Origin of the sequence: Pseudomonas sp. P7548 (genome assembly GCF_013386585.1) — a bacterium.
Classification (GTDB): Bacteria; Pseudomonadota; Gammaproteobacteria; order Pseudomonadales; family Pseudomonadaceae; genus Aquipseudomonas.
This window is the reverse complement of sequence record NZ_JACARO010000017.1, coordinates 106,121-131,866: the sequence shown is the minus strand read 5'-3', so window position 1 is coordinate 131,866 and position 25,746 is coordinate 106,121. Positions and strand designations below refer to the sequence as shown.

Here is a 25,746-nt window from a genome sequence, read left to right as displayed (position 1 = left end):
AACATGCGTGTTGCCTTGTACCAATGCCCGCCACTGCCGCTGGACGTCGCCGGCAACCTCACGCGCCTGCATCAATTGGCGCACGAGGCCTCTGGCGCCGATGTACTGGTGCTGCCGGAGATGTTTCTCAGCGGCTACAACATCGGCGCAGAAGCGGTGGGCGCCCTGGCCGAGGCGCAGGATGGGCCGTCGGCACAGGCCATTGCCGAGCTGGCCAAAAGCGCCGGGCTGGCGATTCTCTACGGTTACCCGGAGCGTGCCGAAGACGGGCAGATCTACAACGCCGTGCAACTGATCGACGCCCAGGGCCAGCGCCTGTGCAACTACCGCAAGACGCACCTGTTCGGCGACCTGGACCACTCGATGTTCAGTGCCGGCGAGGATGACTTCCCGCTGGTGGAACTCAACGGCTGGAAGCTCGGTTTCCTGATCTGCTACGACCTGGAGTTTCCGGAAAACACCCGGCGCCTGGCCCTGGCCGGCGCCGAGCTGATCCTGGTGCCCACCGCCAACATGGTGCCCTTCGACTTTGTCGCCGATGTCACCGTGCGGGCGCGGGCGTTTGAAAACCAGTGTTATGTGGCCTACGCCAACTATTGTGGGCACGAAGGTGAGATCCAGTACTGCGGTCAAAGCAGCATCGCCGCGCCGAACGGCCAGCGCATCGCCCAGGCGGGGCTGGATGAAGCCTTGATCGTTGGCACCCTGGAGCGTCAATCGATCCTCGATGCCCGCGCCGCCAACCACTACCTGCAAGACCGTCGCCCCGAACTCTACGGCGCACTGCACAAACCCTGAACCAGCCGGTTTGTTAACATGGGCACTTCCAACGTTTCGGAAGTGCCCATGCCCGCGCCGGCCCACCCTCATCACCTTCACCTGACCCTGGCCAACGGCTTGCGGGTTTCCCTGCGTCATGCGCCGCGCCTGAAGCGTTGCGCTGCTGTGCTACAGGTGGCTGCCGGCAGCCATGACGTGCCTTTGGCATGGCCGGGGCTGGCGCATTTTCTTGAGCATCTGTTGTTTCTGGAGACTGAGCGCTTTCCTGCGGGCGAAGGGCTGATGGCCTACGTGCAACGCCACGGGGGCCAGGTCAACGCCAGCACGCGCGAACGCACCACGGACTTCTTCTTTGAACTGCCCGAGCCGACGTTTGCCGGTGGCCTGGACCGGCTGGCGCACATGCTGGCCCAGCCTCGCCTAGCAGTGGAAGACCAGTTGCGCGAACGCGAGGTGTTGCACGCGGAGTTTGTCGCCTGGAGCCAGGATGCCAAGGCGCAGCAGCAAGTGGCTTTGCTGCAAGGCTTGGCGGCGGACCATCCGCTGCGAGGGTTTCATGCGGGCAACCGCGACAGCCTACCGGTTGAGCGTGAGACCTTTCAGCAGGCATTGCGAGAATTCCATACCCGCTTTTATCAGAGCGGGCAGATGACCCTGAGCCTGGCCGGGCCACAGTCGCTGCAAACACTCCAAGCCCTGGCACAGCAGTTCAGCGAGCAACTGCCCTCCGGCCACCGACAACCGCAGGCCAATCCGCCCGCCCTGATGCCCGGGCCAACGCCCAGCTATCAGCACCTGGCCGGCGATCATCTGCATCAGGTCATCACCGGTGATGCGCCCCGAGAGGCCCTGGATTTTCTCTGCACCTGGCTCAACGCTTCGGCGCAGGGCGGGCTGCTGGCCGAACTGAAAACATGTCAGCTGGCCACGGCAGTGCAGGCCAGCGTGCTGTATCACTTCGCGGGGCAAGCCGTGTTGGATATCGACATTACGCTCAGCCCCGACGGCGCATCACCGACCCAGATCGAGGCATTGCTGCACGACTGGCTGAGCTTTTTCGCACACAGCGATTGGACGGCCCTGCAGGAGGAGTTCACCCTGCTGGCCGCTCGTCAACAACAGGTCCAGGGCGCCCTGGCATTGGCGCGAAACAATCAGGCAGCCCTGTCACAACAGAGCCTCGCTGCCCTCAAGACCCTGCTGGACGCACTGCACCTCAAGCCCGCCACGCATGCCTGGCAACTGCCGCCACCCAACCCGTTCCTGCGGGCGGCGGTGAAAGAAGAACGTGCTGGGCTGATCCGCGGCCAGACCAGCGCCCACCGGGGCTTGCGCACCTTTGCCCAGGATCGCTCCCGTGGTCGGCGTGACGTGTCGGCGCTGACATTCAGCCAGGCGCTGGCAGACGACGGTGATGAAGGCGCGCTGTACGTGCAATGGCAGGGTGCCCCTGCTGGCCTGGAAGGTGCCTTGCAGCCCCTGCGTGAGAACGCTCGCCAGGCCGGCGTGGAAATATCGTTCGAAACCGTAGGCCATGACTGGTTGGTGAAGCTGGTCGGGCTGCACGACCCCATGCCGGCTGTCCTGGAGGCGTTGGCGCAAAGCCTGAACCAAGCTCACGAGGCACCTTCAACCAACACGCCCATGATTGCCATCCGGGAATTACTCAAGGCGCTGCCCGCTTTTCTCACGGCCCACCCTCTGGACAGTAAGGCTTCATGGGCCACTGCTCGCTGGCAAGCCCAGGGGCTGGGGTTTCCCGCCTCGGTGGAGGCCGCACTCAAAACGGCGGCGGCGCGCTTGCCCGGCCAGCCAGCCAACCTTGAGCACTCACCTGTGACGTTGGGCGGGCTTCATTGGCATGAGGTGAAAACCGATTCCAGCGAAGCCGCACTGTTGCTGTTCTGCCCAGCACCGAGCCAAACCCTGGCCGATGAGGCCGCGTGGCGGCTGCTCGGCCACCTGCTCCAAGGACCGTTCTACCAACGCCTGCGGGTCGAACTGCAAATCGGCTACGCCGTGTTCAGCGGTATCCGACAGATCAACGGGCAAGCCGGCCTGCTATTTGGCGTGCAATCCCCTGACGTAGCGCTGGAAGGCATCGTTGATCACCTGCAAACCTTTCTTCAGCAGGTGCCGGCGCTGATCGACGGCAGCCCTGACTTGGGCCATCAGGCGTTGGCACAGCAGTTCTCACCTCAAACGCTGCCGATTGCCCAAGCTGCCGAGCTGGTCTGGCAGGCACGATTGGCCGGCCATCCGTCGGGATACCTTGAAGCCCTTCAACAACAGATCCAAGCCTGCACCCGCGAAGACCTGCAACACGCCGCACGGCAACTGAACGCGGCTACAGGCGGCTGGCGCTGTGTCGCCAATGGCCCGCGAACTTCAGATAGCTGGCAGGTAGCAGATTGATCATTGCCGTCTCTGCAACAGGCTTTTTCCGCCGAGACAGCGCTAACTCGACAAGAATTGGGTAACATTCCTATGCAATATCTGAACATCTCCGACTGGAGGTGGACTATATGTATTACTTAGTAGTGAACGTCCCATCCCTTGGTAGGAGTATGAATATGACCTGGTCCAAACCTGCTTACACTGATCTGCGCATCGGTTTCGAAGTCACCATGTACTTCGCCAGCCGTTAATCCGCTGGGTAATACAACGCCTCGGTTCGCCCGGGGCGTTTTTGTTTTGAGCTTTGCTTGATGGAGTTGCCATGTTTGTCCAGATTCTAGGTTCCGCCGCTGGCGGTGGTTTCCCGCAGTGGAACTGCAACTGCGTCAACTGCGCGGGTTTTCGCGACGGCAGCCTGCGGGCCCAGGCGCGTACCCAGTCGTCCATCGCGATCTCCGACGACGGCGTGAACTGGGTACTGTGCAACGCCTCACCGGATATCCGTGCGCAACTCCAGGGCTTTGCCCCGATGCAACCCGGCCGCGCCCTGCGTGACACCGGCATCAGTGCGATCATCCTGATGGACAGCCAGATCGACCACACCACCGGCCTGCTCAGCCTGCGCGAAGGCTGCCCTCACCAGGTGTGGTGCACCGACATGGTCCATGAAGACTTGAGCACCGGCTTCCCGCTGTTCACCATGCTCACCCATTGGAACGGCGGCCTTGCCTGGAACCGCATCGAGCTGGATAAAAGCTTCACCGTCCCGGCCTGCCCCAACCTGCGCTTTACCCCATTGCCACTGCGCAGCGCCGCGCCACCCTATTCACCGCACCGCTTCGACCCGCACCCGGGCGACAACATCGGCCTGATCGTCGAAGACCTGCGCACCGGCGGCAAACTGTTCTACGCCCCGGGTCTGGGCAAGGTCGACGCACCGTTGCTGGAGATCATGGCCGCCAGCGACTGCCTGCTGGTGGACGGCACGATGTGGGACGACGACGAAATGCAACGCCGTGGTGTTGGCACCCGCACCGGCCGCGAGATGGGCCACCTGGCCCAGAATGGCCCTGGCGGCATGTTGGAAGTGCTGGAGCAATTGCCAGAGCAGCGCAAAGTGCTTATCCACATCAACAACACCAACCCGATCCTCGATGAAGATTCCCCCGAGCGCGCGGAGTTGGTGCGGCGTAATGTCGAAGTGGCTTACGACGGCATGAGCATCGAACTGTAGGAGCGACCGAAATGACTGACACGCCGTTGACCACCACTGAATTCGAAGCCGCCCTGCGCGCCAAGGGCGCCTTCTACCATATCCATCACCCCTACCATGTGGCGATGTATGAAGGCCGCGCTACCCGTGAGCAGATCCAGGGCTGGGTCGCCAACCGCTTCTACTACCAGGTGAACATCCCCCTGAAAGACGCCGCGATCCTGGCCAATTGCCCGGACCGTGAGATCCGCCGCGAGTGGATCCAGCGCCTACTCGACCACGACGGTGCCCCGGGTGAAGACGGCGGCATCGAAGCCTGGCTGCGCCTGGGCCAGGCCGTGGGCCTCGACCCGGACCAATTGCGCTCCCAGGAGCTGGTGTTGCCCGGCGTGCGGTTTGCGGTGGATGCCTACGTCAACTTCGCCCGTCGCGCCAGTTGGCAGGAGGCGGCCAGCAGCTCGCTGACCGAGCTGTTTGCGCCGCAGATCCACCAGTCGCGCCTCGATAGCTGGCCGCAGCATTACCCCTGGATCGACCCGGCCGGCTACGAGTACTTCCGCACTCGCCTGGGCCAGGCCCGTCGCGATGTGGAGCACGGCCTGGCAATCACGCTGCAGCACTACACCACCCGTGAAGGCCAGGAGCGCATGCTGGAAATCCTGCAGTTCAAACTGGACATTTTGTGGAGCATGCTCGATGCCATGAGCATGGCCTATGAACTCAAGCGCCCTCCGTATCACAGCGTGACCGACGCGCGGGTGTGGCATAAAGGGATCACCCTATGAGCTTTGATCGCAGCAAGACACCCGCATGGCGCCCTGGCTATCGCTTCCAGTACGAACCGGCGCAAAAAGGCCATGTGCTGCTCTACCCCGAGGGCATGATCAAGCTCAACGACAGCGCCGCGTTGATCGGTGGCTTGATCGACGGCGAGCGCGATGTGGCCGCGATTATCGCCGAGCTGGATCAGCAGTTTCCCGGCGTGCCTGAACTCGGTGAAGACATCGAGCAATTCATGGAGGTCGCCCGTGCTGAGCACTGGATCACCCTTACCTGAAAAACCGGCCATCGGCCTGCCGCTGTGGTTGCTCGCCGAGCTGACCTACCGCTGCCCGTTGCAGTGCCCGTATTGCTCCAACCCGCTGGATTTTGCCGAGCAGGGCAAGGAGCTGAGCACCGAGCAGTGGATCAAGGTATTTCGTGAGGCGCGGGAAATGGGCGCGGCGCAACTGGGGTTCTCTGGCGGCGAACCGCTGGTGCGCCAGGACCTGGCCGAGTTGATTGGCGAGGCGCGCAAACTGGGGTTCTACACCAACCTGATCACTTCCGGCATCGGCTTGACCGAACAGAAGATCAGCGACTTCAAGAAAGCCGGCCTGGATCATATCCAGATCAGCTTCCAAGCCAGCGACGAACAGGTGAACAACCTGCTGGCCGGCTCTAAAAAAGCCTTCGCACAAAAGCTGGAAATGGCCCGCGCGGTGAAGGCCCATGGCTACCCGATGGTGCTCAACTTCGTGACCCATCGGCACAACATCGACAAGATCGACCGCATCATCGAGCTGTGCATCGCCCTGGAGGCGGACTTTGTCGAGCTTGCCACCTGCCAGTTCTACGGCTGGGCCCAGCTCAATCGCGTGGGGCTGTTGCCGACCCGGGAGCAGTTGGTGCGCGCCGAACGCATCACCAACGAATACCGGGCCAAACTGGAAGCCGAAGGCCACCCGTGCAAGCTGATCTTCGTCACGCCGGACTACTACGAAGAGCGCCCGAAAGCCTGCATGAATGGCTGGGGCAGCATCTTTCTGACAGTCACACCCGACGGCACTGCCCTGCCGTGCCATGGTGCCCGACAGATGCCGGTGCAATTTCCCAACGTGCGTGACCACAGCATGCAGCACATCTGGTACGACTCGTTCGGCTTCAATCGCTTTCGCGGCTACGACTGGATGCCCGAGCCGTGCCGCTCATGCGACGAAAAGGAAAAGGACTTTGGCGGCTGCCGTTGCCAGGCGTTCATGCTCACGGGCGATGCGAGCAATGCCGACCCGGTGTGCAGCAAGTCCGAGCAGCACGGCATCATCCTTCAAGCGCGGGAAGACGCCGAGCACGCCACCCAGACCATCGAGCAACTGGCCTTTCGCAATGAACGCAACTCACGGCTCATCGCAAAAGGCTGACGGCCTCAGCGTTTGGCGATGATGTACACCGCGTGCACGATGCCCGGGATGTAACCGCACAAGGTCAGCAGGATGTTCAGCCAGAACGCGCCGCCGAAGCCTACTTGCAGGAACACACCCAGTGGTGGCAACAGAATGGCGATGATGATTCGAATGAAATCCATGGGGTCAGCTCCAAAAAATCGGCTCGTGTGAGCCGTTAAGCTAATCGACCTTGGCGGTGTGTGAGGGTTCAGTGAAATCTGGCGTTGGGCCATCTATGCCTGCGCAGACAAAAAAACGCCCCCAGCCAAAAGAATCAGGCCGGAGGCGCCGCGTATACCGCGAGACGGTTCAGGAAATCAGGTTTAAACAGCAATACCCTTGCGGCATTGCAGTTGTGCGGTGCGCACGCGGGCGAAAGCGCGGGCCAGGCGCAGGAGCATTTCGTCGATGTTGCTTTTGCTCACGGTCAGCGCTGGGGTGAAGCGCAGGCAGTTGGGTTGCGGGGCATTGAGGATCAGGCCTTCATGCAGTGCGGCTTTTACCACTGCATCCGCAGAATCATCCGATAAGGTCAGGCCCCACATCAGGCCATGACCGCGCAGTTGGCCGTGGTCGTAGCGGTAGGCCAGGCGAGCAAGCCCTTCGCCCAGGTACAGGCCGAACTCACGCACGTGTTCAAGAAAGCCGTGTTCCAACACGGCATCAAGTATCGCCCCACCCGCCGAGGCCATCAGCGCATTGCCATGATGGGTGCCTTCCAATTCGCCCACCTCGAAACAGCAGGCTTTGCCACGTGCCAGCAGGGCTGCCAACGGAACGCCGCCACCCAGGCCTTTGCCGAGCGTGACAATGTCGGCACGCACACCGTACTGCTGCTCGGCGAGCAGCGTGCCGCAGCGCCCCATGCCGGTTTGCACTTCGTCGAGGATCAGCAGGATCCCCAATTCCCGGCACAGGCGTTCAACGCCCTTGAGGTAGTGTTCGGTCGCGGGAATCACGCCGGCTTCGCCCTGGATCGGTTCGAGCAGGATAGCGACGGTGTGCGCATCGACTGCCGCGTGCAGGGCCGGCAGGTCGTTGAAGGGCACATGGCTGAACCCCGGCAATTGCGGCTCAAAGCGGTTTTGCGGGCCGCCCGCCGACGCCGACATCGCCGCAAAGCTGCGCCCATGGTTGCCGGCGCTGGCGCTGATGATTCGATAGGCACCGTTGCGATGCAATTGGCCCCACTTGCGCGCCAGCTTGATCGCGGCTTCAACGGCCTCGGAGCCACTGTTGAGCAAGTAGGCCTGGTCGCTGCCCGTGCGGTGGCACAGGCGTTCAGCGAGGTTGAGTTGGGCGCGGTTGTGCAGGCCATTGCCTGGGTTGATCAAGGACTGGGCTTGATCGGCCAGCGCCCTGATCAAGGCTTGCGGGCTGTGGCCGAGGCTGTTGGCGCCGTTGCCCTGGCTGAAATCCAGGTAGGCACGCTCATCACTGTCCCACAGCCAAGAGCCCTGGCCGCGCACGAAGACTTGAGGTGGGCGTGCCACGGTCGGCATCAGGAACTCACTGGAAGGATTGTTGCTGGAAGCCTCCAGGACCAAATCGTCCAGGCTCGGCGCGGGGCGACGGAACAGATTCATAGCTCACCTGTAATAGCAACGGGACCTTGGTCGGTGCGCCCCGTAATCACGGGTGTGAGATTTATTGCCTTGCCTATGTAAACGCCATCAACAAAAACGCTGTTCATTGTCCGATCCGGCCCTGTAAGCCCTGCGAATAGGCGCTAGACTAGGCGCCCAAGGGGCCAGCGGCCATTTCGATTTTCCAGCTTTTTCGATAAGTAAGTCTTATGGATTTCAAGCAACTGCGTTATTTCGTCGCGGTGTATGAGGAAGGCCACGTCGGCCGTGCTGCGGAACGCCTGTCGATCTCCCAGCCAGCCCTGTCGCAACAGATTCGCCAGCTGGAACAGAACCTCGATGTGAGTCTGTTCGAGCGCAGCAGCAAACGCCTGCTGCCCACCCTCGCTGCGCACACCTTGTATAACCACGCGCTGCCGTTGATCGACGGCATGCAACACGCCGTCGAAGCCCTGCGCAACTTCAAGGGCCAGGCGATGCGCACCCTGGCCATCGGCGTGCTGCAAACCGTGCACACCAGCCTGGTGCCGCAAATGCTCGAACGGGTGCGCAAGGCCCAGCCGCACCTGGTGGTGCAGATCTATGAATTGACGGGGTTGGAGATTGAGCGGCGTTTGCTCAACGGCTCGCTGGATATCGGCATCAGCTACCTGCCACCGCGCCAGCCTGGGCTGCATGGCGTGCTGCTGTACGAAGATGAGTTGAAAGTGGTCATCCCCGAGGACCATCCCCTGCGGGAATTCAAGAAGGTCTCGCTGAAACAGGCGGCCGAATTGCCGATGTTGTTGTTGGGGGAAGAGTTTCAGGTCCGGCAGATCTGGCAGGGCCAACTGTCCAACCTAGGGCGGCGCCCGCAGGTGCAGGCAGAGCTCAATACCATGGTGGGGATTCTCGACAGCCTGCCCCATACCCAACTTGCTACCGTGTTACCGGGGCGCTCACAGGATGAGCACAACAGCCAATTGCTGCTGTGGAAGCCGTTGAGTGAACCGAGGGTGCCGCTGAAAGTGGGCCTGGTGTGCCGCGACGTGCAGCGCCAGCAAGCGACGGTGGCGTTGCTGCGCACCTTGCTGGAAGACGTGATGAATGCCCCGCAGGCGCCTGCCTGAACTTTTTCGCGGGCAAAAGAAAACCCCGCCGAAGCGGGGCTTTGCAGACTGTTTCCCTGACATCCATTTCACTCCGCCGTCCTGGCAGAATCCTACGTGTCCGTGTTGTTGCTTTGCGCTTCCTGCGCGACGTCCATGTGAAGTAGATTATCGATGGATCCAATTTGGCGATAGAGGACGAATAGCAGCACGTCACGTAAGAGAATGCTTACACGCCCTCCCGCCCCTTAAAACAGTGCCTCATCCAGCAGGAACAGTGATTCACTGCCGGCTTTTACCGATGCACTCAGCGAGTGAATCCGCGGCAACAGGCGCGCAAAGTAGAACCGCGCAGTGCCCAGCTTGCTGGCGTAGAAGTCTTCCTCAGCCTCTTTGCCCCACGCGGCCTTGGCCATGCGCGCCCACATGTAGGCGTACGCCATGTAGCCAAAGGCGTGCAGGTATTCCACCGAAGCCGCACCGATTTCATTCGGGTTGGTCTTGGCGCGATCCAGCACCCAGGCGGTCAATTCGTCGAGGTTATCCACCGCCGCGCTGAGCGGACGGGTGAACTCACCCAGCTCGGCGCCTGCGGTGGCAATGAACTGGCGGATCTCGTCGGCGAACAACGCATAGAACGCCCCACCGCTGCCGACGATCTTGCGCCCCATCAAGTCCAGCGCCTGAATGCCGTTGGTGCCTTCGTAGATCTGAGTGATGCGCACATCACGCACCAGCTGTTCCTGGCCCCATTCGCGGATGTAACCGTGGCCGCCGAATACCTGCTGGCCCATCACGGTGGTTTCCAGGCCGAGGTCGCTGAGGAAGGCCTTGGCGACTGGGGTCAACAACGCCACCAGATTGTCTGCCCGCTCGCGGGCGGCGGCATCCTCACTGAATTTGGCAATGTCCAGCTGCGTCGCCACGTAAGTCGAAAACGCGCGTCCACCCTCGTTCGCCGCCTTCATGGTCAACAGCATGCGACGCACGTCGGGGTGCACGATGATCGGGTCGGCGACCTTGTCTTTGGCCTGGGCGCCCAGCGGGGAGCGGCTCTGTAGACGGTCGCGCGCGTACTCAATGGCGTTCTGGTAAGAACGCTCACCGGACGCCAAGCCCTGGATACCCACGCCCAGACGCTCGTAGTTCATCATGGTGAACATCGCCGCGAGGCCACGGTTGGGCTCGCCCACCAGGTAACCCACGGCACCGTCGAAGTTCATCACGCAGGTGGCGGACGCCTGGATGCCCATCTTGTGCTCGATGGAGCCACAGCTCACCAGGTTGCGCGCGCCCAGGCTGCCGTCGGCATTGACCATGAATTTGGGCACCAGGAACAACGAAATGCCCTTGGGACCAGCCGGCGCGTCCGGCAACTTGGCCAGCACCAGGTGGATGATGTTTTCGGTGAGGTCGTGCTCGCCACCGGTGATAAAGATCTTGGTGCCGCTGATGGTGTAGGAACCGTCCGCCTGAGGCTCGGCCTTGGTGCGGATAATCCCCAGGTCGGTGCCCGCATGGGCTTCGGTCAAGCACATGGAACCGGCCCACTCGCCGGAGTACATCTTCGGCAGGTACGTGGCCTTGAGTTCTTCACTGGCGTGGGTGTTGATCGACACGCACGCGCCGGAGGTCAGCATCGGGTACAACCCGAAGGCCAGGCTCGACGAGTTGATCATCTCTTCCACCTGGGCCGACACCGCCTTGGGCATGCCCATTCCGCCGAACACAGGGTCACCGCCGACACCGACCCAACCGCCTTCTGCGTAGGTTTTATAGGCCTGTGGATAACCATCCGGGGTAAAGACCGCCGTGTCTTCCCAGCGGCAGCCTTGTTCATCGCCAGCGCGGCTGATCGGGGCGATGGATTTGGCCGTGACCTTGCCGGCTTCTTCGAGGATGGCTTCAACCGTTTCGGCGTCGACGGTGTCTGCCAATGCCGGCAATTGGGCCCAAGTCTTGGCGACCTCAAAGACTTCATTGAGGACGAAGCGCATATCACGCAGCGGCGCTTTGTAATCAGCCATGGCAAACCTCGTGAGAACGTGAAAAGTAATTCGGTAAGAGTCGGTTTTACAGGGTCAGAGTGTACCCGAACAACTTTTCAGACACATAGGGTCCTTTTGTGACCATTCAGTATTTACAAGTCACACTTGCAGCAAATGTGGGAGCGGGCTTGCTCGCGAATGCGCTTTGTCAGTCACCCGATTTGTTGACTGATCCGCCGCATTCGCGAGCAAGCCCGCTCCCACAGTTAAACGACGCGGTGCCAGCGCCTAAAGGGCAAACAACTGAGCAGGTAAGCTCATCAGGCATTCGCTGCCCGCCTCCACAGCTGCGCGATGGGTTGCCGTACGCGGCAGCAGGCGCTTGAAGTAGAAGTCGCAGGTGGCAAGCTTGGCTTCGGCGAACTCACTGTCATCGTGTGCCTGAGCCGCAATCGCCATGCGCAACCACAGATAGGCCAGGATGATGTAACCGCTGTACATCAGGTAATCCGCAGCCGCAGCTCCCACTTCGTCGGGGTTTTTCATCGCCGCCATGCCGACCTTCATGGTCAACTCACCCCATTCCCCATTCAGTTGCTCGAGCTGCGCCACATAGACCTTGAGCTGCGGATGCTCGGCATTCGCCACGCAGAACTTATGCACAATCTTGGTAAACCCGCGCAGCAACTTACCCTGGCTACCCAGCACCTTGCGCCCCAGCAGGTCGAGGGCCTGAATGCCATTGGTGCCCTCATAGATGGGTGCGATACGCGCATCGCGTGCCAGCTGCTCCATGCCCCATTCGCGAATGTAACCGTGGCCGCCGAAGATCTGCATGCCGTGATTGGTCACTTCCAGGCCGGTGTCGGTCATAAAGGCCTTGCAGATCGGCGTGAGGAACGCCAGCAAGTCTTCAGCCTCCTGACGCTGGCCCGCGTCAGGGCTCAGGTGCGCGGTGTCGAGCAACTGCGCGGTGAAGTAGGTCAGCGCCCGGTTGCCTTCGTTGAAGGCCTTCATGGTCAGCAGCATGCGCCGTACGTCGGGGTGCACGATGATCGGGTCGGCGGCTTTTTCCGGGGCCTTGGCACCGGTCAGCGAGCGCATCTGCAGGCGGTCGTTGGCGTACTTGATCGCACCCTGGAAACTCGCCTCACCGTTGCACAGCCCCTGCATGCCGGTGCCCAGGCGCGCGTGGTTCATCATGGTGAACATGCAGTTGAGGCCTTTGTTCGGTTCACCGATCAAAAAGCCCTTGGCCCCGTCGAAATTCAGCACGCAGGTGGCCGAGCCCTTGATACCCATCTTGTGCTCGATGGAGCCGCAGTGCACCGCATTGCGCTCACCGGAATCGGCATGGAACTTGGGCACGATAAACAGCGAGATGCCCTTGGTACCCGCCGGCGCATCCGGCAGCTTGGCCAGCACTAAGTGGATGATATTGGCGCTCATGTCGTGCTCGCCGGCCGAGATGAAGATCTTGCTGCCGGTGACCGCATAGCTGCCGTCCGCCTGGGGCACGGCGCGGGTCTTGATCAGGCCCAGGTCGGTGCCGCAATGGGCTTCGGTGAGGCACATGGTGCCGGTCCACTCCCCGGCCGTCAGTTTGGTCAAGAAGGTGTCTTTTTGTTCGGCAGTGCCATGGGCGTGGATCGCCGACATCGCGCCGTGGGTCAGCCCCGGGTACATGCCCCATGAGGTGTTGCTGGAACCGATCATCTCGCTCAGCACCAGGCCCAGTGACTGCGGCAAGCCCTGGCCCCCGTAGGCCGGATCGGCCGCCACGCCATGCCAGCCGCCTTCCACGTACTGGGCGAAAGCTTCCTTGAACCCCTTGGGCGTGGTGACCACGCCATTGTCGAAATGGCAGCCCTCTTCATCACCGCTGCGGTTGAGCGGTGCGAGGACGTTCTCACAGAATTTCGCGCCTTCTTCGAGGATCGCGCTGACCATGTCAGGGCTGGCGTCGGTGGCGCCCAGGGCCGCGTAGTGGCCGTGGAAATCAAACACGTGGTCGATCAGAAAGCGCATGTCGCGCAGGGGAGCTTTGTACTCAGGCATGGCAATGTCTCCGGCAGCAGATGGTTTCAACCTACTGCCGGCCACCGCCGTGAACAATGACTGTAGCGCTGCTGAATACAGCGCCATCACTCAACCGGCAGCACCTTCCGTGCGCACCGCGCCGCGCCGGGTTTGCCCGGAGGCGACCACGCAGTTACGCCCGGCGCCCTTGGCCGCGTACAGCGCCTGGTCGGCGGATTTGAGCACTTCTTCAGGGGTGCGCTGCTCGGCCTGGCGTTCGGCCACGCCGATGCTGATGGTCACCGAGACACTCGATGCACCGCTGCCCGCACGGCGCTGGCGGCCCTGATGATCGTCCTGTGGGCGGTCCGAGTTGCGCAGCTTGATGTCGTAGTCAGCGATGATCTCGCGGATTTCCTCCAGATGCGGCATGCACTCGTCCAGGGTCTTGCCGGCAAACACCACGGCAAACTCTTCCCCACCATACCGGTACGCCCGCCCGCCACCGTTGACCTTGGACAGCTTGCTCGCCACCAGGCGCAGCACCTGGTCGCCCACGTCGTGGCCATGGGTGTCGTTGAAGCGCTTGAAGTGGTCGACGTCGCTCATCGCCAGCACATAGTTGCGCCCCAGGCGTTGCATGCGCTCGTTGAGTGCACGCCGCCCCGGCAGGCCGGTCAGCTCGTCGCGAAAGGCCATCTGGTAGGCCTCGTGGGCTACACCCGCCGCAATCATCAGCATTACCTGGCTGCACATGATGTTCAGGGTGAACGGCAGGATGAAGGTTTGCGGCAACATCCAGAACATCCCCAGCAACCCGACCATTTGCGCCGCATGCAACGGGCGTGGCTGATACCAATACTGCGCCGCCAGGGTCAGGAAGCCGATCAGGAACATCGGGTACGACAGCTGGATCAAGCTCATCCAACTGCCATGCAGCGCCGGCCAGCGGATCTCCGCCAACCAGGCCAGCAGCGCCTGTGGGTAACTCTGCTCCAGCGCCAGCGCCACGCTGCCGACGGCAAACAGCACGGCGCAGCGAGCGACAAAATCGCGGAACAGGTGGGTCTTTTCCTGCCACAGCGCGTAGATGCTGAACAACAGCGGCAACAGCAGGCAACACAGGTGGAACACCACGGCCGCGTCTTCGCGCACGCGGCCGTTGTCACGGTAGAAGTCGGTCTGGGTATCGAGCAGGAAGTAGGCGATGTACACCGTGATCATCAGGAACAGTTCACGCTGGCGCCGATACACCGCGCAGTACGAACCGCCGAGCAACAGCACCAGGGTCGGCAGCACGTTGAACAGCGAGGTGAAGAAGACGTTGAGGTCCTTGACGTACGCAGCCGAGAGCCCGGCCAGCAACAGCAGTAACGAAGGTAGGAAATGACTGAAACGTACAGCGGACACGCGTGACAAGGGTAAAACTCCGACCCGCAAAAAATGATGGCACTGTGCCTTTATACTGACAGTTAAGCACAACCTGGCACGCATGTATCACATTGCCATCACTGTAACGGCAGCCGAGCAGAATCCCTGAGCGCTGTACTGTGGTTTTTTCTCACCCATAAAAAAACCGCCGCACCCAAGGGGCGCGGCGGCTTCACGAGAACTCGGTAAGGCTTAGTAAGCCAGGCCGAAGTCTTCTTCTTTCATGTCCATCAGGTTGTTGGCGCCCGACAGCATGGTGGCCACGTGGGTACGGGTACGTGGCAGGATACGCTGGAAGTAGAAGCGCGCGGTCTGCAGCTTGGCGGTGTAGAACGCTTCTTCGGTGGTGCCGGCAGCCAGTTTCTCGGCCGCCAGGCGCGCCATGTCGGCCCAGAAGTACGCCAGGCACGCGTAGCCGGAGTACATCAGGTAGTCCACCGAGGCGGCACCCACTTCTTCACGGTCTTTCATCGCGGCCATACCGACCTTCATGGTCAACTCGCCCCACTCTTTGTTCAGTGCCGCCAGCGGTGCGACGAACTCTTTGACGGCTTCGTTGCCTTCGTTGGCCTGGCAGAACTTGTGCACGATCTTGGTGAAGCCCTTGAGCGCTTCGCCCTGGGTCATCAGCACTTTACGGCCCAGCAGGTCGAGAGCCTGGATGCCGGTAGTGCCTTCGTACAGCATCGAAATGCGGCTGTCGCGAACGTTCTGCTCCATGCCCCACTCGGCGATGAAGCCGTGGCCACCGTAGATCTGCACGCCGTGGTTGGCCGACTCGAAGCCGACTTCGGTCATGAAAGCCTTGGCGATCGGGGTCATGAACGCCAGCAGGCCGTCGGCCTGTTTCTTGGCTTCGTCGTCGGTGCCGTATTTGACGATGTCCACTTGCTTGGCGGTGAAGTACACCATCGCACGGTTGCCTTCGGCGAAGGCTTTCATGGTCAACAGCATGCGGCGCACGTCAGGGTGCACGATGATCGGGTCAGCGGCTTTGTCCGGCGCTTTCGGGCCAGTCAGGGAGCGCATTTGCAGGCGATCACGCGCGTATTTCAGGCCGCCCTGGAAGCCGATCTCGGCGTGGGACAGGCCTTGCAGTGCGGTGCCCAAGCGAGCGGTGTTCATAAAGGTGAACATGCAGTTCAGGCCTTTGTTCGCCGGGCCGATCAGGAAACCGGTGGCCGCGTCGAAGTTCATCACGCAGGTGGCGTTGCCGTGGATGCCCATCTTGTGTTCCAGCGAACCACAGCTCACCGCGTTGCGCTCGCCAATCGAACCGTCGGCGTTCGGCAGGAATTTGGGCACGATGAACAGCGAGATGCCTTTGGTGCCGGCCGGTGCGTCCGGCAGGCGGGCCAGCACGATGTGGACGATGTTGTCGGCCATGTCGTGTTCACCGGCCGAGATGAAGATCTTGGTGCCGGAGACTTTGTAGGAACCGTCGGCTTGAGGCTCGGCCTTGGTGCGCAGCATGCCCAGGTCGGTGCCGCAGTGTGGCTCGGTCAGGCACATGGTGCCGGTCCATTCGCCCGACACCAGTTTGGTCAGGTAGGCCTCTTGCTGCTCGGGGGTGCCGTGCTCGGAAATCGTGTTCATCGCACCATGGGACAAGCCCGGGTACATGCCCCACGACCAGTTGGCGGCGCCCACCATTTCGCTCACGGCCAGGCCCAGGGATTCCGGCAGGCCTTGGCCGCCGTGCTCCACGTCGTGGGCCAGGCTTGGCCAGCCACCTTCGACGAATTGTTTGTAGGCTTCTTTGAAACCAGTAGGGGTCTTAACGCCTGACTCACTCCAGGTGCAGCCTTCGATGTCACCCACGCGGTTCAACGGGGCCAGCACTTGCTCACAGAACTTGGCGCCTTCTTCAAGGATGGCGTCAACCATGTCCGGGGTAGCGTCCTGGCAAGCCGGCAGGCTCTGATAGTGCGCTTCATAGCCAAGCAGTTCGTCACGAACGAAGCGAATATCACGCAAGGGGGCCTTGTAGTCAGGCATAGCGATAAACCTCTGCTGATGAATCTGGAATGAACAACCGCGTGGATTTGTTATGGCGGTCAAACAGGTGTTTGAAACATACGTTTACGACCTGGGGATGTCAAGCGTCGTCCGGGCGCCGTTTGTCATGACATGAATCAAACGCGCACGCGCCGACGTCTGCGACGGGTTGCCACAGGGCTTTCCAAAGAGAATAGAAGTTCAGGGGAATGGCGCAGAACAAATGTGGGAGCTGGCTTGCCTGCGATGCAGACGGCGCGAAGTATCAGGAAAACCGAGTAGAAGCTATCGCAGGCAAGCCAGCTCCCACAGAAGAGCCGGCATGTCTGAAGAGAGGGGATTAAGCGTAGGTATCGATCAAGGTGCCGAGCATTTCATCCGACGCCTTGGCGACTTTGGCGCCCAGCTCCACTTGAAACTTACCTTGGGCCAGTTCGACCATGTTGCTCGCCGAGTTGGTGGGCTGAGCACGATCGTTGGCTTGCAGACGGTCACTTTGCGCGTCCGAGGGCTGGGTCGTTGCGGCGCTGGCAATTTTGCCGGCAGCCTGATCGACACGGTTCTGCCCGGTCTGAATGCTGCTCAGTCCCGAATAAAACGCGCTGCTTCCAGAGATTTCCATGGCGTAAGCCTGCCTTTAGAGAATCGTGAACCTGAATTGAAGCAGAGATCCTGGCAAAACACCCGTCAAAAACACTAATGGCATAATGCCTTCGCGATAGCCAAAATCAGTCAAGCAGGTCCAGCTCCAGGTATTCGGCCACCGCTTCAGCCCCGGCGTGCTTGAGTTTAGGCACACGGCCCAGGCACGGCGCAGGCAACCTTTCGGCGAGAGTGGCGAGGTTTTCTTCCAGACGAGAGGTCTTGGGGTCGATGATATTCGCCACCCAACCGGCCAGCGGCAAACCGTCCCGCGCAATGGCTTCAGCCGTGAGCAACGCATGGCTGATGCAGCCCAGGCGCACGCCCACCACCAGAATGACCGGCAGCTTGAGCGCCATGGCCAGGTCCGACAGGTTGCTCTGGTCAGCCAACGGCACACGCCAGCCGCCCGCGCCTTCGATCAGGGTGAAGTCCGCGTGTTTGCCGAGGATGTGCTGCATGGGCTTGAGCAACGATTGCACCGTGAGCGCCACGCCTGCTTCACGCGCCGCCAGGTGTGGCGCGATAGCCGGTTCGAACGCCACCGGATTGACCTCGGCATAACTCAACGGCAACGAACACTCGGCCAGCAACGCCAACGCATCGGCGTTGCGCAAACCTTTAGGCGTGACCTGGCAACCCGACGCCACCGGCTTGCCGGCGGCGGTGCTTTTGCCCGCCAACCGCGCGGCGTGCAGCAGGCCTGCGGCGACCGTGGTCTTGCCGACATCGGTGTCGGTGCCGGTGATGAAGTAAGCGGCGCTCATAGAGGTTTCTCCAGTACGGCGTACACCACTTGGTAAGTCGCCGGCAGGCCCTGAGCCTGGCGGAACTGCTCGTAAGCGTTGACCAGTGCAACAATCCGCTCGCGGCCCGTCAACCCTCCCGGGCGGCCCGGGTTGAGGTTATGGGCGCCCAGCGCTTTCAATTCATGGGTCAGGCTGCGCACGTCCGGGTAATGCAGGACATGGGGTTGGCGCTCCAGGCTGATCACCCGCAGGCCGCTGCCGGCGCACACCTGTTGATACACCTCGAAGGTACGGAAACGGTTGACGTGGACCAGGCCATCCACCGCGCGCCAGCTGTCACGCAACTCGCCCAGGGTGCCCACGCACAGGCTCGCAAAAGCCAGCACGCCACCCGGCTGCAGCACGCGATAGGCCTCACTGAGCACCGCCTCGAAGTTCGCACACCACTGCACTGCCAGGCTGGAGAAGATCAGCCCGCAGCTTTCATCCTGTAGTGGCAAGCGTTCGGCATCACCCGCGATAAAGTGCTCGGCACCGCCCAAAGGCCTGGCGTGATTGAGCATGCCCTCGGCGATATCCAGCGCAACGCCTTGGCTGGCGGGCAAGCGCTCATTGAGCACACGGCTGAAATATCCCGTGCCACAGCCCATATCCAGCCAGCGTTGCGGCGAAATGTCGGCCGGCAAACGCGCCAACAGCTCACCGCCCACCGTCCGCTGCAACTCGGCCACACTGTCGTAGCTGGCGGCCGCACGGGAGAACGACGCGGCAACCTGGCGCTTGTCGGGCAAGGCGCCGGGCAGTGAAGGGTGGGATAGATCAGTCATCGACGCACTCATGCAAAAAAGCCTGGATGGCCCCCGCTACACCGTGGGGATCTTCCAGAAGAAAAGCGTGGCCGGCCTGTTCAATCAGGCCGATTTCGACATCGGGCAGCAGGGTCAGCAGGTCGCTGGCCGCTTCGGCCGGCACCAAGCCGTCCAGCCCAGCAAACAGATGCATCTGCGGGCCACGGTAGGCGAGCAGCGCTTCACGGGTATCCAGTTGCGCCAGCAATTCAAGGCCCGGCATCAGCACGCTGGAAGGCGAGTTCGGTGCGCCGCTGACCAGCAAGCGCGACAGCCCACGCGGATCCTCGGCGCCCTTGGCACACAACAGGCCGAAACGTTTGAGGGTGACCTGGGAATCGGCATGGCACCCGGCCAGGAAGGCATCGAACGTCTCGGCGGGCATCGCGTTCGGCCAGCCCTCGTGGGCGACAAAACACGGGTTGCTGGCCAGGGTCAGCAGGCCACAGCAGCGCTCGCCGCGCCGTGCGGCCAGCTCGGAGGCGAGCATGCCACCCAGGGACCAGCCGCCCAACCAGGCGTTGTCCGGCAGCGTGGCGTCGAGTTCGTCGAGCCATTCATCAAGGTCGCTGGAATCCAATACGGGCAGCGGCTCGATCTGCACCCGCAAGTGTTCATCCAAGCCCTGTAAGGCGGCGGCCAGAGGCTCCAGCGGCGATACACCGAGGCCCCAGCCGGGCAGCAATATCAGTCGATCACGCATGGTCGGGCTCCGTGGCGCCTAACAAGCGGAAACACTCTTCCAATGCGCTTAACAATAGCTGCACCTGCGCCTCGGTGTGAGCCGCCGTCAACGTCACGCGCAAACGGGCGCTGCCAGCGGGTACGGTGGGTGGGCGGATGGCGGTCACCATCAAGCCGCGCTCACGCAACATCTGCGACAGGCGCACGGCCTTGGCGCTGTCGCCGATCAGGATCGGCTGGATCGGCGTGAAGCTGTCCATCAAGTCCAGGCCAAGCTGCTCGGCCCCTTGGCGGAACTGGCGGATCAAGCCATTGAGGTGCTCGCGCCGCCAGTGTTCGGTCCGCAGCAGCTCAAGGCTTTTCAAGGTGGCGCAGGCCAGCGCTGGTGGCTGGCTGGTGGTGTAGATATACGGCCGGGCGAACTGGATGAGGCTTTCGATCAGCTCTTCACTGCCGGCCACAAACGCGCCTGCAGTTCCGAATGCCTTGCCCAGGGTGCCGACCAACACCGGCACATCTTCCTGGCTCAAGCCGAAGTGCTCGACGATCCCGCCGCCGGTGGCTCCCAATGGACCAAAACCGTGGGCATCATCCACCATCAACCAGGCGCCTTTTGCGCGCGCTTCGCGGGCCAGTGCGGGCAAGTCGGCCAGGTCGCCGTCCATGCTGAACACGCCATCGGTGACCACCAGCGTATTGCCGGTGGCCTTCTCCAGGCGCTTGATCAGGCTACCGACATCGTTGTGCAGGTAACGATTGAAACGCGCGCCGGAGAGCAAGCCGGCGTCCAGCAAGGAGGCGTGGTTCAGGCGGTCTTCGAGCACCGTATCGCCCTGCCCCACCAACGCCGTGACGGCGCCGAGGTTGGCCATGTAGCCCGTGGTAAACAGCAAAGCGCGGGGGCGGCCCGTGAGGTCAGCCAGGGCTTCTTCCAGTTCATGGTGCGGCGTAGCGTGCCCCACCACCAAGTGCGAAGCACCACCGCCCACACCCCAGCGGGACGCACCGGCACGCCAGGCTTCGATCACGTGCGGGTGATTGGCCAGGCCCAGGTAGTCGTTGTTGCAGAACGCCAGCAGCGACTGGCCGTCCACCACCACTTCCGGGCCTTGGGGGCTGTCGAGCAGCGGGCGTTGACGATAAAGGTGTTCGGAACGGCGGGCAGCGAGGCGCGCGGCGAGATCAAAAGACATGCTGGCCTCGATTAAGCAGACTGAACGCGGTTCAACTGTGGGAGCGGGCTTGCTCGCGAAGACGGTGTGTCAGCCAGCACATACATCAACTGAAAGACCGCTTTCGCGAGCAAGCCCGCTCCCACAGTTGGATCGCATTCCAAAGTGAGATCACGGGGTCAAACAACAGCGTTGTAGAACTGCTCGCTGCTCTTCTGCTCCACCAGCGCCTGCTCGATCGCAGCCTGGTGCACTTCGTCGGCATGCTCTTCACGGGCTTCCGGCAAAATCCCGAGGCGCGAGAACAGTTGCATGTCCTTGTCGGCCTGCGGGTTGGCGGTGGTCAGCAGCTTGTCGCCGTAGAAGATCGAGTTGGCGCCGGCGAAAAACGCCAGGGCCTGCATTTGCTCGTTCATCGCCTCGCGACCGGCCGACAGGCGCACGTGGGACTGCGGCATCAGGATGCGCGCCACGGCCAGCATGCGGATGAAATCAAACGGGTCGATGTCTTCGGCGTTTTCCAGAGGGGTACCGGCCACTTTCACCAGCATGTTGATCGGCACCGATTCCGGGTGCTCCGGCAAGTTCGCCAGCTGGATCAGCAGGTTGGCGCGGTCGTCGAGGGACTCGCCCATGCCGAGGATGCCGCCCGAGCAGATCTTCATCCCCGAATCACGCACGTAGGCCAGGGTTTGCAGGCGCTCGCTGTAGGTGCGGGTGGTGATGATGCTGCCGTAGAACTCCGGCGAGGTGTCCAGGTTGTGGTTGTAGTAGTCGAGGCCAGCCTGGGCCAGGGCTTCGGTCTGGTCCTGGTCGAGACGGCCGAGGGTCATGCAAGTTTCCAGGCCCATGGCCTTCACGCCTTTGACCATCTGCAGCACGTAGGGCATGTCTTTGGCCGACGGGTGTTTCCAGGCGGCGCCCATGCAGAAGCGGGTCGAACCGATGGCCTTGGCGCGAGCGGCCTCTTCGAGGACCTTCTGCACTTCCATCAGTTTTTCTTTTTCCAGGCCAGTGTTGTAGTGGCCCGACTGCGGACAATATTTGCAATCTTCCGGGCAGGCGCCGGTTTTGATCGACAACAGGGTCGACACCTGCACACGGTTGGCGTCGAAGTGCGCGCGGTGCACGGTCTGCGCCTGGAACAACAGGTCGTTGAACGGCTGCACGAACAGCGCTTTGACTTCGGCGAGGGACCAATCGTGACGCAGGGTGGCAGAGGTGCTGGCGCTCATGGGCGATTCCTTGATTATGCTTTGGCAAGCGCTGCGGGAAGGGCAATACCCACAGGCACGACACGGATGCTCGGCATATTTAAGGAAGATTCATGCACTGTCAACCAGACTACAAACACCAGGTTTACATCTGGTCAACAAACAACCAAATCTGTTTAATCTGCGATGAAAGCACAGATTCCGCCGATCCTGTGTGCAACGTCTGCGAAACAGAGCTGCCTTGGCTGATAGAGCAGTGCAGCGTGTGCGCCCTGCCGCTGCCGATGGATGGCCTGATCTGCGGCCAATGTCAGAAAAACCCGCCGTCCTTTAAACAGGTCATCGCACCCTGGACCTACAGCTTCCCGATCGATACCTTGATCAGCCGCTTCAAGCACCAGGCACGCTGGCCACTCGGGCACCTGCTGGGGCATTTGCTCGGCCGACACCTGCAACACCGTCTCGACAGTGGCGAGCTGGTGCGCCCCGATTGCCTGCTGCCCGTGCCCATGGCGAACAAGCGCCTGCGTGAACGCGGCTTCAACCAGGCCTGGATGCTGGCACGTTGGCTCAGTACGGCCCTCGATATCCCCCACGATGAACACCTGTTGTTACGCCCCCATGAAACCGTCGCCCAACAGGCCCTCGACGCCAAGACACGCAAGCGCAACCTGCTCGGCGCCTTCGCCCTGGCGCCTGATGCCCGAGTACAGGGGCGCCACTTTGCCTTGGTGGACGATGTGCTCACCACAGGTGCCACCGCCCACAGCCTGGCCCGGTTGCTGATGAGCGCGGGCGCACGCGCGGTGGACGTCTACTGCCTGGCCCGCACGCCAAAACCAGGCCCGTGACTTGACTCCTCAGCCCGGCGCCTGCAACGTCCGCCCATCTCACCACAGCGAATCCCCATGTCTCTGCCCACCTCCCTCAGCCAACACATCATTCGCCGCCCCCAGCGCATCGCCCTGCTGGCGCACATCGCCGAACAAGGCTCGATCACCCGCGCCGCCAAAAGCGCCGGCTTGAGCTACAAGGCCGCATGGGACGCCATCGATGAGCTGAACAACCTGGCGCAGAAACCGTTGGTGGAGCGTAGCGTCGGTGGCAAAGGCGGCGGCGGTGCCAAGCTGACGGCCGAAGGTGAGCGCGTGTTGCGCCTGTACCAACGCCTGCAAGTGTTGCAGGCCGAAATACTGGGCTCAGATGAAGATGCCAGCGACTTCAACCTGCTGGGCCGGTTGATGCTGCGCACCAGTGCGCGCAACCAGTTGCATGGCCAGGTGATCGCCATCGACAGCCATGGCCGCAATGACCTGATCCGCCTGCAATTGGCGGGCGACCTGAGTCTGGATGCCCAGATCACCCATGACAGCACGCACCGGCTGGAACTGGAGCCGGGTGTGGAAGTGGTCGCCTTGATCAAGGCCGGCTGGCTGGAACTGCTCGCCCCCGGGCAACCTGCAACACCTGGACACAATTGCATGAGCGGTATTATCGAGACGATTCTCGACGCCGAGGACGGCCCCAGCGAGGTGCGCATCACCCTGCCCAACGGCCAGGTTTTATGCGCCCTGGCGCAGCCTGCCGCGCTCAGGGCACTCGGTGCGGCAGAAGGCCAGCCGATCCAGGTGCAATTCGCTCCCAGCCATGTGTTGCTCGGCACGCCGGTGTAGCCGGCCGCCCGACTTCAAACCGCAACAATTTCGTCACAAGCGCTCCTTAAGGTGTCTGCAAAAACCGCAGGGAGCCTGAAATGAGCCTATTAGAAGAAAACCAAGCCACCGACCTGGAACAGATGGTCGGCCTCACCCGCCGCCGCTTTATCGGCGCCGGCGCCCTGTGCGGGGCCGCGATGTTCCTGGGGGGCAACCTGCTGACTCGCAGCGCCATGGCCGTGAATGCCGCCACCGCCAGCCCGCTGCTGGGCTTTACCAGCATCGGCGCCGCCACCAGCGACGCGATCACCTTGCCGCCCGGCTATAGCGCCTCGGTGCTGATCAGTTGGGGCCAACCCTTGAGCAAGGGCGCCCCGGCCTTCGACCCGTCCGGTAATGGCACGGCAGCGGCCCAGGAGCAGCAGTTCGGCGACAACAACGACGGCATGAGCCTGTTCGCCTTCCCGGGCGACGACAATCGCGCGCTCATGGCCATCAACAATGAATACACCAATTACCGCTACCTCTATGCCCACGGCGGCGCGCCGCAATCGGCCGAAGACGTGCGCAAGGCCTTGGCCAGCGAAGGCGTGTCGGTGATCGAAGTGCGGCGCAAGGGCGACACCTGGCAGTTCGTCCAGGACTCGCGCTACAACCGCCGCATCCACGGCAACTCGCCGATCCGCCTCAGCGGCCCGGCCGCCGGCCACGACTGGCTCAAGACCGCTGCCGACAAGTCCGGCAAGAAAGCCCTGGGCACCTTCCAGAACTGCGCCAACGGCAAGACCCCGTGGGGCACTTACCTGACGTGCGAAGAGAACTTCACCGACTGCTTTGGCAGCAGCAACCCACAACAAGCGTTCGATGCCGGGCAAAAACGCTACGGCGTGGTTGCCGCCAGCAAAGACATCAACTGGCACCCGCACGATCCGCGCTTTGACCTGGCCAAGAACCCCAACGAACTCAACCGCCATGGCTGGGTGGTGGAAATCGACCCGTTCGACCCCAAATCCACACCGGTCAAGCGCACCGCCCTGGGCCGCTTCAAGCATGAAAACGCCGCGCTGGCCGAAACCCGCGACGGCCGCGCCGTGGTGTACATGGGCGACGACGAACGCGGCGAGTTCATCTACAAGTTCATCAGCCGCGACAAGATCAACCACAAGAACCCCAAGGCCAACAAAGACCTGCTCGACCACGGCACCTTGTACGTGGCGATCTTCGACGCCGGCGACGGCAACGCCGACCACCCCAAAGGCAAGGGCCAATGGGTGGAGCTGACCCACGGCAAAAACGGCATTGATGCCAGCACCGGGTTTGCCAGCCAGGCCGAGGTGTTGATCCACGCGCGCCTGGCCGCCAGCGTGGTGAAAGCCACACGCATGGACCGCCCGGAATGGATCGTGGTGAGCCCCAAGGATGGCCAGGTCTATTGCACCCTGACCAACAACGCCAAGCGCGGCGAGGAAGGCCAGCCGGTGGGCGGCCCCAACCCACGGGAGAAAAACGTCTACGGCCAGATCCTGCGCTGGAAGGCCGACGCCGATAACCACGGCGCGACGACATTCACCTGGGACCTGTTTGTAGTGGCGGGCAACCCGGGCGTGCACGCCGGTACGCCGAAGGGCGGCTCGTCCAACATCAACCCGCAGAACATGTTCAACAGCCCCGATGGCCTGGGGTTCGACAAAGCCGGCCGCTTGTGGATCCTGACGGACGGCGACTACAGCAACGCGGGCGATTTCGCCGGCATGGGCAACAACCAGATGCTGTGTGCCGACCCGAGCACCGGTGAAATCCGCCGTTTCATGGTAGGACCGGTGGCCTGTGAGGTGACGGGCATCAGCTTCTCGCCGGATCAGAAAACCTTGTTCGTGGGCATCCAGCATCCGGGTGAGACCGGCGGTTCGACCTGGCCGGAGCATTTGCCGAATGGCAAGCCGCGCTCGTCGGTGATGGCGATTCGACGGGATGACGGCGGGATCGTCGGCGCCTGATAGGGCCTCATCGCAGGCAAGCCAGCTCCCACATTCGACCGTATTCCAAAGGTGGAACTCGGTCGAATGTGGGAGCTGGCT

The 25,746-nt window shown here is 62.1% G+C and carries 23 protein-coding genes; 11 read left to right on the top strand and 12 right to left on the bottom strand.

Going from position 1 to position 25,746, the window contains the following annotated elements; translation table 11 throughout:
- Positions 1 to 3: 3 nt before the first annotated feature.
- The 7 genes from HX803_RS09890 (at position 4) to pqqE (ending at position 6,570) form a co-directional block, all read left to right on the top strand.
- Positions 4 to 798 carry a carbon-nitrogen hydrolase family protein gene (locus HX803_RS09890; protein WP_178920227.1) on the top strand — a complete coding sequence of 265 codons (795 nt, stop codon included), beginning with the start codon at positions 4 to 6 and terminating at the stop codon, positions 796 to 798.
- Between the two features lie 48 nt (positions 799 to 846).
- Positions 847 to 3,195 carry a pyrroloquinoline quinone biosynthesis protein PqqF gene (gene pqqF, locus HX803_RS09885; RefSeq protein WP_178920269.1) on the top strand — a complete coding sequence of 783 codons (2,349 nt, stop codon included), beginning with the start codon at positions 847 to 849 and terminating at the stop codon, positions 3,193 to 3,195.
- Positions 3,196 to 3,353: 158 nt separating this feature from the next.
- Complete coding sequence (pqqA, locus tag HX803_RS09880; RefSeq protein WP_003194766.1) at positions 3,354 to 3,428, top strand: pyrroloquinoline quinone precursor peptide PqqA; 75 nt, start codon at positions 3,354 to 3,356, stop codon at positions 3,426 to 3,428.
- Between the two features lie 71 nt (positions 3,429 to 3,499).
- Positions 3,500 to 4,411 carry a pyrroloquinoline quinone biosynthesis protein PqqB gene (gene pqqB, locus HX803_RS09875; RefSeq protein WP_178920226.1) on the top strand — a complete coding sequence of 304 codons (912 nt, stop codon included), beginning with the start codon at positions 3,500 to 3,502 and terminating at the stop codon, positions 4,409 to 4,411.
- An 11-nt stretch (positions 4,412 to 4,422) separates the two neighbouring features.
- Positions 4,423 to 5,175, top strand: a complete 753-nt coding sequence (gene pqqC / locus HX803_RS09870; RefSeq protein ID WP_176996626.1) for a pyrroloquinoline-quinone synthase PqqC — start codon at positions 4,423 to 4,425, stop codon at positions 5,173 to 5,175.
- Entirely contained in the window at positions 5,172 to 5,447 is a 276-nt protein-coding gene (gene pqqD / locus HX803_RS09865; protein ID WP_178920225.1) for a pyrroloquinoline quinone biosynthesis peptide chaperone PqqD, read from the top strand. The genes pqqC and pqqD overlap by 4 nt, the downstream gene beginning before the upstream one ends.
- Positions 5,419 to 6,570 carry a pyrroloquinoline quinone biosynthesis protein PqqE gene (pqqE, locus tag HX803_RS09860; protein WP_178920224.1) on the top strand — a complete coding sequence of 384 codons (1,152 nt, stop codon included), beginning with the start codon at positions 5,419 to 5,421 and terminating at the stop codon, positions 6,568 to 6,570. The genes pqqD and pqqE overlap by 29 nt, the downstream gene beginning before the upstream one ends.
- Before the next feature lie 5 nt (positions 6,571 to 6,575).
- Here pqqE and HX803_RS09855 read toward each other — a convergent pair whose 3' ends face one another.
- Both HX803_RS09855 and HX803_RS09850 read right to left on the bottom strand, forming a co-directional pair.
- Complete coding sequence (locus HX803_RS09855; protein ID WP_003228885.1) at positions 6,576 to 6,734, bottom strand: YqaE/Pmp3 family membrane protein; 159 nt, start codon at positions 6,732 to 6,734, stop codon at positions 6,576 to 6,578.
- 183 nt (positions 6,735 to 6,917) lie between these two features.
- Positions 6,918 to 8,180 (bottom strand): aspartate aminotransferase family protein, encoded by a 1,263-nt coding sequence (locus tag HX803_RS09850; protein WP_178920223.1) that lies wholly within the window; start codon positions 8,178 to 8,180, stop codon positions 6,918 to 6,920.
- A 209-nt stretch (positions 8,181 to 8,389) separates the two neighbouring features.
- Here HX803_RS09850 and HX803_RS09845 point away from each other — a divergent pair, with 209 nt between their 5' ends.
- Positions 8,390 to 9,289 carry a LysR family transcriptional regulator gene (locus HX803_RS09845; RefSeq protein ID WP_178920222.1) on the top strand — a complete coding sequence of 300 codons (900 nt, stop codon included), beginning with the start codon at positions 8,390 to 8,392 and terminating at the stop codon, positions 9,287 to 9,289.
- Between the two features lie 227 nt (positions 9,290 to 9,516).
- Here the strand turns inward: HX803_RS09845 and HX803_RS09840 are convergent, their stop codons facing one another.
- The 10 genes from HX803_RS09840 to bioB all read right to left on the bottom strand — a co-directional run bounded on the left by HX803_RS09840 (position 9,517) and on the right by bioB (position 22,034).
- The gene (locus tag HX803_RS09840; protein WP_178920221.1) at positions 9,517 to 11,295 is read right to left on the bottom strand and encodes an acyl-CoA dehydrogenase C-terminal domain-containing protein; all 1,779 of its coding nucleotides are present in this window, start codon (positions 11,293 to 11,295) and stop codon (positions 9,517 to 9,519) included.
- A gap of 249 nt (positions 11,296 to 11,544) precedes the next feature.
- Complete coding sequence (locus HX803_RS09835; protein WP_178920220.1) at positions 11,545 to 13,314, bottom strand: acyl-CoA dehydrogenase C-terminal domain-containing protein; 1,770 nt, start codon at positions 13,312 to 13,314, stop codon at positions 11,545 to 11,547.
- Positions 13,315 to 13,404: 90 nt separating this feature from the next.
- Positions 13,405 to 14,694: a diguanylate cyclase gene (locus HX803_RS09830; RefSeq protein WP_176996633.1), complete on the bottom strand. Its 1,290-nt coding sequence runs from the start codon at positions 14,692 to 14,694 to the stop codon at positions 13,405 to 13,407.
- A gap of 204 nt (positions 14,695 to 14,898) precedes the next feature.
- On the bottom strand, positions 14,899 to 16,704 hold the full coding sequence (locus tag HX803_RS09825; RefSeq protein ID WP_178920219.1) for a phenylacyl-CoA dehydrogenase: 1,806 nt from the start codon (positions 16,702 to 16,704) through the stop codon (positions 14,899 to 14,901).
- A 340-nt stretch (positions 16,705 to 17,044) separates the two neighbouring features.
- The gene (locus HX803_RS09820) at positions 17,045 to 17,326 is read right to left on the bottom strand and encodes a pyrroloquinoline quinone biosynthesis protein PqqE (RefSeq protein ID WP_176996637.1); all 282 of its coding nucleotides are present in this window, start codon (positions 17,324 to 17,326) and stop codon (positions 17,045 to 17,047) included.
- A gap of 106 nt (positions 17,327 to 17,432) precedes the next feature.
- The gene (gene bioD / locus HX803_RS09815; RefSeq protein WP_178920218.1) at positions 17,433 to 18,113 is read right to left on the bottom strand and encodes a dethiobiotin synthase; all 681 of its coding nucleotides are present in this window, start codon (positions 18,111 to 18,113) and stop codon (positions 17,433 to 17,435) included.
- Positions 18,110 to 18,922 carry a malonyl-ACP O-methyltransferase BioC gene (gene bioC, locus HX803_RS09810; protein ID WP_178920217.1) on the bottom strand — a complete coding sequence of 271 codons (813 nt, stop codon included), beginning with the start codon at positions 18,920 to 18,922 and terminating at the stop codon, positions 18,110 to 18,112. The genes bioD and bioC overlap by 4 nt, the downstream gene beginning before the upstream one ends.
- The gene (locus HX803_RS09805; protein WP_178920216.1) at positions 18,915 to 19,646 is read right to left on the bottom strand and encodes an alpha/beta fold hydrolase; all 732 of its coding nucleotides are present in this window, start codon (positions 19,644 to 19,646) and stop codon (positions 18,915 to 18,917) included. Before HX803_RS09805 ends, bioC begins: the two co-directional genes overlap by 8 nt.
- The gene (bioF, locus tag HX803_RS09800) at positions 19,639 to 20,820 is read right to left on the bottom strand and encodes an 8-amino-7-oxononanoate synthase (RefSeq protein ID WP_178920215.1); all 1,182 of its coding nucleotides are present in this window, start codon (positions 20,818 to 20,820) and stop codon (positions 19,639 to 19,641) included. Before bioF ends, HX803_RS09805 begins: the two co-directional genes overlap by 8 nt.
- Before the next feature lie 158 nt (positions 20,821 to 20,978).
- The gene (bioB, locus tag HX803_RS09795; RefSeq protein ID WP_016974158.1) at positions 20,979 to 22,034 is read right to left on the bottom strand and encodes a biotin synthase BioB; all 1,056 of its coding nucleotides are present in this window, start codon (positions 22,032 to 22,034) and stop codon (positions 20,979 to 20,981) included.
- A 92-nt stretch (positions 22,035 to 22,126) separates the two neighbouring features.
- On the opposite strand from bioB, the gene HX803_RS09790 reads away from it, so the two are divergent.
- The 3 genes from HX803_RS09790 to HX803_RS09780 all read left to right on the top strand — a co-directional run bounded on the left by HX803_RS09790 (position 22,127) and on the right by HX803_RS09780 (position 25,665).
- A complete protein-coding gene (locus HX803_RS09790; RefSeq protein ID WP_178920214.1) occupies positions 22,127 to 22,864 on the top strand; it encodes a ComF family protein in 738 nt (245 codons plus the stop codon).
- A gap of 57 nt (positions 22,865 to 22,921) precedes the next feature.
- Positions 22,922 to 23,686: a TOBE domain-containing protein gene (locus HX803_RS09785; protein ID WP_178920213.1), complete on the top strand. Its 765-nt coding sequence runs from the start codon at positions 22,922 to 22,924 to the stop codon at positions 23,684 to 23,686.
- An 80-nt stretch (positions 23,687 to 23,766) separates the two neighbouring features.
- Complete coding sequence (locus HX803_RS09780) at positions 23,767 to 25,665, top strand: PhoX family phosphatase (RefSeq protein WP_178920212.1); 1,899 nt, start codon at positions 23,767 to 23,769, stop codon at positions 25,663 to 25,665.
- Positions 25,666 to 25,746 lie beyond the last annotated feature (81 nt).